The 9,344-nt window shown below is 71.3% G+C and carries 7 protein-coding genes; 4 read left to right on the top strand and 3 right to left on the bottom strand.

Annotated features, from left to right (window positions below; translation table 11 throughout):
* Positions 1-22: 22 nt before the first annotated feature.
* From BLT28_RS11405 to BLT28_RS41875, 3 genes are all read left to right on the top strand, one after another.
* A complete protein-coding gene (locus tag BLT28_RS11405; protein WP_030432105.1) occupies positions 23-1,252 on the top strand; it encodes a cytochrome P450 in 1,230 nt (409 codons plus the stop codon).
* A 110-nt stretch (positions 1,253-1,362) separates the two neighbouring features.
* A complete protein-coding gene (locus tag BLT28_RS11400; RefSeq protein WP_030432106.1) occupies positions 1,363-1,791 on the top strand; it encodes a PGPGW domain-containing protein in 429 nt (142 codons plus the stop codon).
* Positions 1,792-1,838: 47 nt separating this feature from the next.
* Positions 1,839-2,765, top strand: coding sequence for a LuxR C-terminal-related transcriptional regulator (locus BLT28_RS41875; RefSeq protein ID WP_407638802.1), 927 nt, complete (start codon positions 1,839-1,841; stop codon positions 2,763-2,765).
* Positions 2,766-2,771: 6 nt separating this feature from the next.
* On the opposite strand, the gene BLT28_RS11390 is transcribed toward BLT28_RS41875, so the two are convergent.
* Entirely contained in the window at positions 2,772-5,492 is a 2,721-nt protein-coding gene (locus BLT28_RS11390) for an AfsR/SARP family transcriptional regulator (protein WP_030432108.1), read from the bottom strand.
* A gap of 43 nt (positions 5,493-5,535) precedes the next feature.
* A complete protein-coding gene (locus BLT28_RS11385) occupies positions 5,536-7,806 on the bottom strand; it encodes an ATP-binding cassette domain-containing protein (RefSeq protein WP_030432109.1) in 2,271 nt (756 codons plus the stop codon).
* A gap of 71 nt (positions 7,807-7,877) precedes the next feature.
* On the opposite strand from BLT28_RS11385, the gene BLT28_RS11380 reads away from it, so the two are divergent.
* Positions 7,878-8,684, top strand: a complete 807-nt coding sequence (locus BLT28_RS11380; RefSeq protein WP_030432110.1) for a TetR/AcrR family transcriptional regulator — start codon at positions 7,878-7,880, stop codon at positions 8,682-8,684.
* A 3-nt stretch (positions 8,685-8,687) separates the two neighbouring features.
* Here the strand turns inward: BLT28_RS11380 and BLT28_RS11375 are convergent, their stop codons facing one another.
* Positions 8,688-9,218 (bottom strand): EF-hand domain-containing protein, encoded by a 531-nt coding sequence (locus BLT28_RS11375; protein WP_030432111.1) that lies wholly within the window; start codon positions 9,216-9,218, stop codon positions 8,688-8,690.
* Positions 9,219-9,344 lie beyond the last annotated feature (126 nt).

Below are 9,344 nucleotides of genomic sequence, written 5' to 3'. Positions count from 1 at the left end.
CCGCACCAGGCAAGGAGACCAGATGACCACCACGCACCGGTCACCGGTGCCGCCGGAGATCGCGGCCGTTGACCTGACCGACACGCACACCTTCGTCGAGCAGGACCTCACCGAGATGTGGCGGTACCTGCGCGCGGAGTGCCCGGTGTACTGGCACCCGGAAACCGGACGAGGGCCCGGGTTCTGGGTCGTGTCCCGGTACGCCGACGTGCGGACCGCGGCCAGGGACGTCAAGCGGTACACCTCGGAGCGGGGGAACTCGCTCGACATGCTGCTGATCGGCACCGATCCCTCCGGCGGCAAGATGCTGACGACCTCGGACCCGCCGTGGCACACCTCGCTGCGCAAGCTGCTGCTGCGCTCGTTCACCCCGCGCGCCCTGCAGGTCATCGTCGACCGCGTGCGCGCGGCCACGGACCGGCTCGTCGCCGAGGCCGCGGCCAAGGGCGACTGCGACATCGCCGCCGACGTGGCCGCGCACGTCCCCCTGGCGACGATCTGCGACCTGCTCGACATCCCGGACGCGGACCGGGCCACCCTGCTGGAACTGACCAAGTCCGCGGTCAGCTCGGAGAACCCGGACGCGACGAGCACCGACGCCTGGATGGCGAAGAACGAGATCCTCTACTACTTCGCCGAACTCGCCGAGCAGCGCAAGGACAACCCGCACGCCGACGTGGTGAGCCTGCTCGCCGCGAGCGAGGTGGACGGCAGGTACCTCAGCCAGAGCGAGGTCGTCCTCAACTGCTACAACCTGATTCTGGGCGGGGACGAGACCACCAGGTTCTCCATGATCGGCGCGGTGGACGCGCTGCTGGAGTTCCCCGACCAGTGGCGGGACCTGCGCGGCGGCGAGGTCGATCTCGACGTCGCCGCCGAGGAGGTGCTGCGGTGGACCACCCCGGCGCAGCACTACGGGCGCTACGCCACCGAGGACCTGGAGATCGCCGGGGTGCCCGTCGCGTCCGGGGACATCGTCACGCTGTGGGCCTGCTCGGCGAACCGGGACGAGACGGTGTTCGACCGCCCCGAGGTCTTCGACCTCGCGCGGAAACCCAACAACCACCTGACCTTCGGCCACGGACCGCACTTCTGCATCGGCGCCTACCTCGCCAGGGTCGAGATCCAGGCGATGCTCGAGAGCCTGCGCCGCCACGTGGCCGGAGTCGAACGTCGTGGGCCCGCCGAACGGATCTACTCGACGCTGTTCACCGGGATGAGCAGGCTGCCGGTCCGGCTCCGCCCGGCCTGATGACCGAGTGGGCCGATGGGCCGCCGTCCGCGCCCCGGACGGCGTGTTCGGTGCGCGCGGGCACCGGGCTGGCCTAGCGTGGGCGGCAACGGACACGAGGAGGGCGACCGGTGGCGGCGAGCAAGCAGCTGAAGCGCGTGTTGATCATGTTGCTGGGTGGGGCGCTGGTGCTGGTCGGCATCATCCTGCTGGTGCTGCCGGGGCCGGGGCTGCTGCTGGTGCTGGCGGGCCTGGTCACCCTGGCGGCGGAGTTCCCCTCGCTGGAGAAGTACGTGGACCCGGTCCGGGACCGGGCGATGAAGGCGATGGAGGCGGCGGTGTCCTCGCCGCTGAACGTGGCGGGTTCGGTGCTGGCCGGACTGGGGCTGATCGGCCTCGGCGTGGTGTGGGGCCTGCGGCTGTTCCCGTGGCTGCCGCTGCCCGGCTGGGCGACCGGGTCGAGCCTGATCATCTCCGGGGTCATTCTCTTCGGTCTGCTGGGGTACAGCTACTACCGGGTGAGCCGGCGCCGGTGTCCCGGCGCGGGCGAGGAGTCGTAGGCTGGACCATCGCGCTCCGCGATCGCACGGGAGGCCCAGTGTCACAGTTGCCACTGAGAGTCAGTTCGGAGACCGCTGCCGTGCTGCACGAGGCCCACAACACGATCACAGCGCGGTTCGCCTACGACCGGTACGGCCTCTACGAGTACGTGCGCGTCGTGGCGGGACGGATCGCGCGGGTGGACGCCTTCCACGTCGGCCTGCTGCACGGGACGAACCGGGTTCGCTACGTCTACGGCCACGACGACCCGGTGTCGAGCGCGTACCCGACGAACGGCCTGGTGGCGTGGGTCGTCCGGCACAAGCAGACCTACCGCGTCCGCTACGACAACGGAGCGGCGTTGCGCGCGGAGAGCGACGCCGCGGACGCGGTCACCGTCCCGCTGTTCCGGAGGGACCGCACGGGCGGACGCCGGATCTTCGGCATGCTGTCGATGTACTGCTCGGTGACGGACACCTACGACGACGACGCCGTGCACGCGTTCGAATGGCTGGCCGGACTGGTCGCCCGCGTGCTCGCGCGGCACCAGGAAGACCTGGAAGCGCTGCGATTACTCCCCGGTGACGCCCCCGGCCTCGCGTCGTCCGCGACCCGCGATCCCGTGGTGGAGTACCTGGCGTCGCGGGTGGCCTCGCTGCGCCGCACCGCCGAGCACGTGCTGGTCGGCGGCGAGCTGAGCCTGGCGGCCGAACACCTCCAGCAGGTCGTCACCTCGTGCGCGGAGATCCAGTCGGAGCTCGCGGAGATGTCGATGCGCGCCGACGACGGACCGGAGCGGCGGTTCCTCGCCCTCACCCCGGCGGAGCAGCGGGTCGCGCTGCTGATCGCGGACGGCCTGAACAACCAACGCCTGGCCCAGGAGCTGGGCATCAGCGCGAACACCGTGAAGACGCACCTGAAGAACATCCTGCGGAAGTACGCCATGGACCGCGCCCAGGTCGCCGAGGACGTCCAGCGCCACCTGGTCCGCTAGCGGGTGTCAGAGCGGGACCGGCTGGCGGAGCAGGGAAAGGACGCGCTCCGCGTCGCGGTGGCGGTTCTGCGCGGTGAAGAACTCCACGGCTCGCTCCCACGCGTCCTTGGCGTCGCGGTGCCGCCCGAGCGCGCTGTACGTCTCGCCCAGGTGTTCGAGGACGTCGGCCTCGACATAGCGGTTGCCCAGGCGCACCGACAGATTCCGAGCCTGCTGGAAGTACGTCAACGCCTCCGCGTACTGGCCGCAGTCGTAGGCGAGCATGCCGAGCCCTTCGAGAGCGCCCGCCTCACCACTGCGGTCCCGCTGCGCCCGGTAGAGCGCCAGCGCCTCCTCGCAGTGCCACCGCGCTTCCTCGTGCCGCCCGCCGATCTTGATCAGGCACCAGCCCACCGCGATGTGCCCCTGCGCGTGCAGAGCGGGCTTGCCGAGCTCTCGATAGATGCGCAAGGTGGCCTCGGCGTGGGTCAGGCCCCGCTCGTGGTCGCCGCGCTGGTCGCAGGCCGACACCTGGCTGTAGTGGATGTGCGCCACCACCTCCGGGTCCTCGGCCAGCTCAAGGGCCTGTTCGACGAGGCGGAGCGCGGTGTCGTGCTCGTCGACCCGCGCGTAGGCGTCGGAGAGCGTTCGAAGGCACAGCACCCGCGCGTCCAGATCGCCCACCGCCTCCGCAGAGCGCAGACCGGCCGACCACAGCGCCACGCGGTGGGACTGCAGACCGCAGCGCCAGAAGTAGGTGTCCAGCGCGCGTGCGATCTGCCAGACCCTGTCGTGCCACCCGAACTCCGCGGCGAGGGCTTGGGCGGCGGTGACGTTGTGGTGCTCGGTGTCCAGCCACTCCAACGCCGAGGAGATGTCGTCGAAGGTGACCGGGACGCACCCGGGGACGGGGGGCTCCATCGGGATCACGGCCCGGCGCGGGAACAGCGCCCGCTCGACCGCGTAGGCGGAGTGGGTGTGGAAGTCGACCCAGCGGCGCAGCGCCTCGGTGCCCGATCCGTGAGCGATTTCCTTGGCGTACAAGCGAATAAGGTCGTGCATGCGGTATCTGTCCGAAGTGGACCTGGTGACCAGGTTGGCGTTCTCCAGCTCGTCCAGCGCCGCGGTGTCGTCCGAGCCGACGAGCGCGGCGACGGCGCTCCTGCCGATCTCCGCGCCCGGGACGAGGCCGAGCAGCCCGAACAGCTCCGTGGCCGCGGCGGACAGCCCGTGCAGGGACCACGAGAACACCGCGCGCAGGTCCACCCGGCTGTCGCCGATCCGCAGCCCGTCCAACCGGGACCGGTCGCTGCGCAGGCTCCTGGCCAGCTCCGCGAGGCTGAGCCAGGGCGAGGTGGCCACCCGCGCGGCGACCACCCCCAGGGCCAGCGGCAGTCCGGCGCAGAGCGCGACCAGCTCGTCGGCCGCGCCGGGCTCCTCCGCCAGCCGGTCCTCGCCCAGCCGGGACGCCAGCAGCGCCCTGGAGTCCTCGGGGTCGAGGGCGGTGAGGGTGAGCAGGCGCGCGCCGGACAGCCCGCTCATCCGATCGCGGCTGGTCACTACCACGGTGCACTCGCCTTCGCCGGGCAGCAGCTGGTCGATCTGCGCGGCGTCGTGCGCGTTGTCCAGCACCACCAACGCGTTCCGCTCGGCCAGCAGGTCCCGGTAGAGCGCGACGCGTTCGCGGAACTCCTCCGGCAGCGTGTCGGGCGGGACGCCGAGCGCGTCGAGGAACCCGCGCAGCGCGACCTCGGGCTGAACCGGTTCGTGGTCGGGGTCGTAGCCCCGCAGGTCCACGTAGAGCTGGCCGTCCGGAAACCGGTTCGGGCCGAGGTGCGCCCAGTGCAGCGCCAGGGAGGTCTTGCCGGTCCCGCCCGCCCCGCTGATCACCGTGAGCGCGCTTCTGTTCAATGTGGTCAGTTCGGCGCGGCGCCCGGTGAACATGCCGGGCGCGGACGGCAGCTGGTGCGGGACCGTCGCCCTCGGTGCCGCGCCCGGGACGTGGGCGGTGAGCTCCGGCGCGGAGGCGAGGACCCGCGCGTGCAGCTCGCGCAGCCGCGAACCGGGATCGGTGCCCAGCTGCTCGACGAGGGCGCGGCGGATCCGCTCGTACTCCTGCAGCGCGTCCGCGCGGCGGTCGTTGCGGTAGAGCGCGAGCATCAGCTGCGCGCAGAGGCGTTCGTCGAGCGGGTGCTCCACGGTCAGCTCGGTCAGCTCGGCGATCAGCTCCGCGTGCCGCCCGCACTCCAGCAGCGCGTCGACGCGCTCGACCTGCGCGGCCAGCCGCTCCTTGTGCAGCGTCACCCGCACCGCCTCGGCCCACTCGGTGCCGGACCCGGCGAGCGCGTCGCCCCGCCACAGCTCCAGCGCGTGGCGGAGCAGGGCGGCCCGGCCCGCCGGATCGGCCTTCCTGCGGGCCTTCTCCGCGCGGGCGCGGAACGCGTGCAGGTCGATGTTGGCGAGGTCGGTGCTCAGCGTGTAGCCGCCGGGCTGCCGGGTCAGGGTGGCCTCGCCGCTGGGCGCGAGCACCCCGCGCAGGCGCGAGACGTAGGTGTGCAGCGTCGAGCGCACCCCCGGCGGCGGGTCGGCCCCCCACACGCGCGTGACCAGCTGGTCCAGGGGGATGAGCCGGTTGGCGTCCACCAGCAGGGCGGCCAGCACGCAGCGCTGCCGGGGGGAGCCGGTCTCCACCGGCTCCCCTCCGACGCGCACGTGGAGATCGCCGAGTATCCCCAGTTCCAGGGTCACCCCGCCTGGATAACGGCTTTACGGGACCATTTCAAGCCGCCTATCAGGAACCTGACCCGCCCGTGTAGCGGCGCAGGTGCGTCGCGGTGAGCGTGCTCCCGTCGGCGACCAGGTCGGCCGGGGTGCCGGTGAACACGACCTGCCCGCCGTCCTGGCCCGCCCCCGGTCCGAGGTCGATGATCCAGTCGGCGTGCGCCATCACCGCCTGGTGGTGCTCGATCACCACGACCGTGTTGCCGTCGTCGACGAGCTGGTCCAGCAGGCCGAGCAGCTGGTCCACATCGGCCAGGTGCAGCCCGGTGGTGGGTTCGTCGAGCACGTAGGTGGTCGCCTTCTCCGCCATCCGGATCGCCAGCTTCAGCCGCTGCCGCTCACCGCCGGAGAGCGTGGTCAGCGGCTGCCCGAGGCCGAGGTAGCCCAGGCCGACGTCGACGAGCCGGTCCAGGATCGCCCTCGGCGCCTTGGCGGTGAAGAACTCCCTGGCCTCGGCGACCCGCATGGCCAGCACCTCGCTGATGTCCTTGCCGTGCAGCTTGTGCTCGAGCACCTCGGGGGTGAACCGCCTGCCCTCGCACTTCTCGCACACCGTCGCGACCCCGGCCATCATCGCGAGGTCGGTGTAGACCAGGCCGATGCCCTTGCAGTTCGGGCACGCGCCCTCGGAGTTGGCGCTGAACAGGGCCGCTTTCACCCCGTTGGCCCTGGCGAAAGCGGTCCGGATCGGGTCGAGCAGGCCGGTGTAGGTGGCCGGGTTGCTGCGCCGCGACCCGCGGATCGCCGACTGGTCGACCACCACCACGTCCTCGCGGCCGGACAGCGAGCCGTGGATCAGCGAACTCTTGCCCGAGCCCGCCACACCGGTCACCACGGTCAGCACGCCGAGCGGGATGTCGACGCTGACGTTCTTCAGGTTGTGCAGCGAGGCGCCGGTGATCGGCAGCTGCCCGCGCGGCGCGCGCACCCGCTCGCGCAGCCGGGCGCGGTGGTCGAGGTGCCGTCCGGTGAGCGTGCCCGAGGCGCGCAGCCCAGCCACGTCACCGGTGTAGCAGATGTGGCCGCCGTTGACGCCCGCACCGGGGCCGAGGTCGACCACGTGGTCGGCGATCTCGACGACCTCCGGCTTGTGCTCCACGACGAGCACCGTGTTCCCCTTGTCCCGCAACAACAGCAGCAGGTTGTTCATCCGCTGGACGTCGTGCGGGTGCAGGCCGACCGTGGGTTCGTCGAAGACGTAGGTGACGTCGGAGAGGCTGGAACCCAGGTGCCGCACCATCTTCACGCGCTGCGCCTCGCCACCGGAGAGCGTGCCCGACTCGCGGTCCAGGCTGAGGTAGCCGAGCCCGATCTCCACCAGCGAGTCCAGGGTGTGCCGGAGGTTCTCCAACACTGGTCCCGTTTCCGGGCTGTCGATCTTGCCGATGAACCCGGCCAGATCGCTGATCTGCATCGCGGAGCACTCGGCGATGTTCCGTCCGTCGATCCTCGCCGACAGGGCCGCGGGGTTGAGCCGGGATCCACCGCAGGAGCCGCAGGTGGCGAAGGCGACCGCGCGGTCGACGAAGGACCGGATGTGCGGCTGCATCGCGTCGCGGTCCTTGGACAGGTACAACCGCTGGACCTTCGCGACCAGGCCCTCGTAGGTGACGTTGGTGCTGCCGAGCTTGACCTTGTGCGAGGTCCGGTGCAGGAGGTCGTCCCACTCGGCGGGGGAGTAGTCCTCGAGCTTCTTGTCCGGGTCGAGCAGCCCCGACTGGACGTAGGTCTGCACGTACCAGTTGTCGACGGTGAAGCCGGGGACGGTGATCGCGCCCTCGTTCAGCGACAGCCCGCGGTCGACCAGCTGGTCCACGTCGATGGTGGAGACCCGGCCGATGCCCTCGCACTCCGGGCACATGCCCTCGGGGTTGTTGAAGCTGAAGGCGTGCGCGCCGCCGACGTGCGGGGTGCCGAGGCGGCTGAAGGCGATGCGCAGCAACGTGGAGGCGTCGGTCGCGGTGCCCACGGTGGAGCGGGAGTTGGCGCCCATCCGCTCCTGGTCCACCACGATCGCGGCGCTGAGGTTGTGCAGCGCGTCCACGTCCGGGCGGCCCGTGCTGGGCATGAAGGACTGGACGAACGCGGTGTAGGTCTCGTTGATCAGGCGCCGGGACTCGGCCGCGATCGTGCCGAAGACCAGCGAGGACTTGCCCGAGCCGGACACGCCGGTGAAGACGGTGAGGCGGCGTTTGGGAATGTCGAGCGACACATCGGCCAGGTTGTTCTCCCTGGCCCCGCGAACCTGGATGACGTCATGGCTGTCGGCTGCCGTGCGCAGGACAGGCTCCTCTCGGGAGGGAATTCCTTAGGGTGTAAACTGAGGCTACTTTATGCCGTAAGGAGTTGCAAATGGTGGTCTACGCGGCGCAGGGCGACGCCCGCCGCTCGATGGCGTTGCTGTGGCGTTCCGACCCCGGCGACGCTGCTGCCGACCCCGCGCGTCCCGGCCCGCGACCAGGACTTTCGGTCGAGAGAATCGTCGAGGCGGGCATCGCGATCGCGGACGCGGAGGGCATGCCGGGGCTGTCGATGCGCGCGGTCGGCGAACGCCTCGGCCGCACCGCCATGGCGCTCTACACCTACGTGGCGAACAAGAACGAGCTGGTCGACCTCATGTACGACCGCGCGCTCGGCGAGCTGCCGACCGACTACTCCGGCCACCGGGAGTGGCGTGACGCGCTGACCGCGTGGGCGGGGGACACCTGGGAGTTCTACCTCCGGCACCCGTGGCTGCTCCAGGTGTCGCAGGCGCGCTCGGTGCTGGGCCCGAACGAGTTCCAGTCCGTGGAGACCCTGGTGGTGATCCTCGACCGCCTCGACCTGCCCGCGAAGGAGGTGCGGCGCCTCGTCGGCACGCTGACCACCTACGTCCGCGGTGCGGTGCGGCTGGTCGCGGAGTCCCGCGCGGCGCAGGCCGAGACCGGTGTCTCCGACGACGAGTGGTGGCTGACCCGCTCCGCCCTGCTCGAAGAGGTCGCGCCTGACTTCGGTGCCCGCTACCCGGCGTTGACCAGGTTGGAGTCCGAGCGGGCCTTCCACTTGGAGGACGAAACCGTGCCGTACCTGGAGCAGGAGGCACGGGAGACCTTCCGATCCGGGCTGGCGACCGTGCTCGACGGGATCGAGGTCGCGGTTCGCCGGGCCCGGATCGGGTAGCGGTCAGTAGCGGCCGAAGACGAGGTTGCCGCGGGCGCCGCTGTCGTCGCCCGCCCAGAACTCGAACCACAGGTCGGCGAACTCCGCGCGGGAGAGCCTTCCGTCGCCGTCGGCGTCGAGCAGCGGGAAGACCTCGGCCGAGTCGCCGCGCGTGCCGGTCCAGCCCTCGATCATCTCGCCGTACTCGGCCGCGGAGACCTCGCCGTCGCCGTCGCGGTCCACCGCGTTGAACATCGCGTTGGCGGTGCCCACGACCGCGTCGCGCATCGAGGGCAGCCGCTCGGCCACGGCCAGCACGTCCGCCAGGGTCACGGTCTCGCCGTCGGGGCCGGCCCCCGCGAGCAGTGCGGCCCACCAGCCCATCATCACGGCGGTGAGCAGGGCGTGCGCGTCACTGCCGGGCTCGGCGCCGCGCAACGCGGTCCAGCGGTCGGTGAGCGCGCGGAAGTCCGACTCGGTGAGCAGTCCGTCGGAGTCGGCGTCCATGGCGGAGAACACCGGGGCGATCTTGCGCCGTTGCAGGTCGCTGGCCATGCGTGATCCTCTCTGCTGCCGGAGCTGCCGAGGGTGCGCCAGCGGGGGCCCGCCGGGCAATTGGCCGGACGGGTCGCACCGGCCCGCGAGATCGAACCGGAACCCCGCCGAGTCCGGGCCGACTCC

This window comes from Allokutzneria albata (assembly GCF_900103775.1).
Lineage (GTDB): Bacteria > Actinomycetota > Actinomycetes > Mycobacteriales > Pseudonocardiaceae > Allokutzneria > Allokutzneria albata.
Note: the sequence above shows the minus strand (reverse complement) of the source record. Positions and strands in the feature narration are given on the sequence as shown.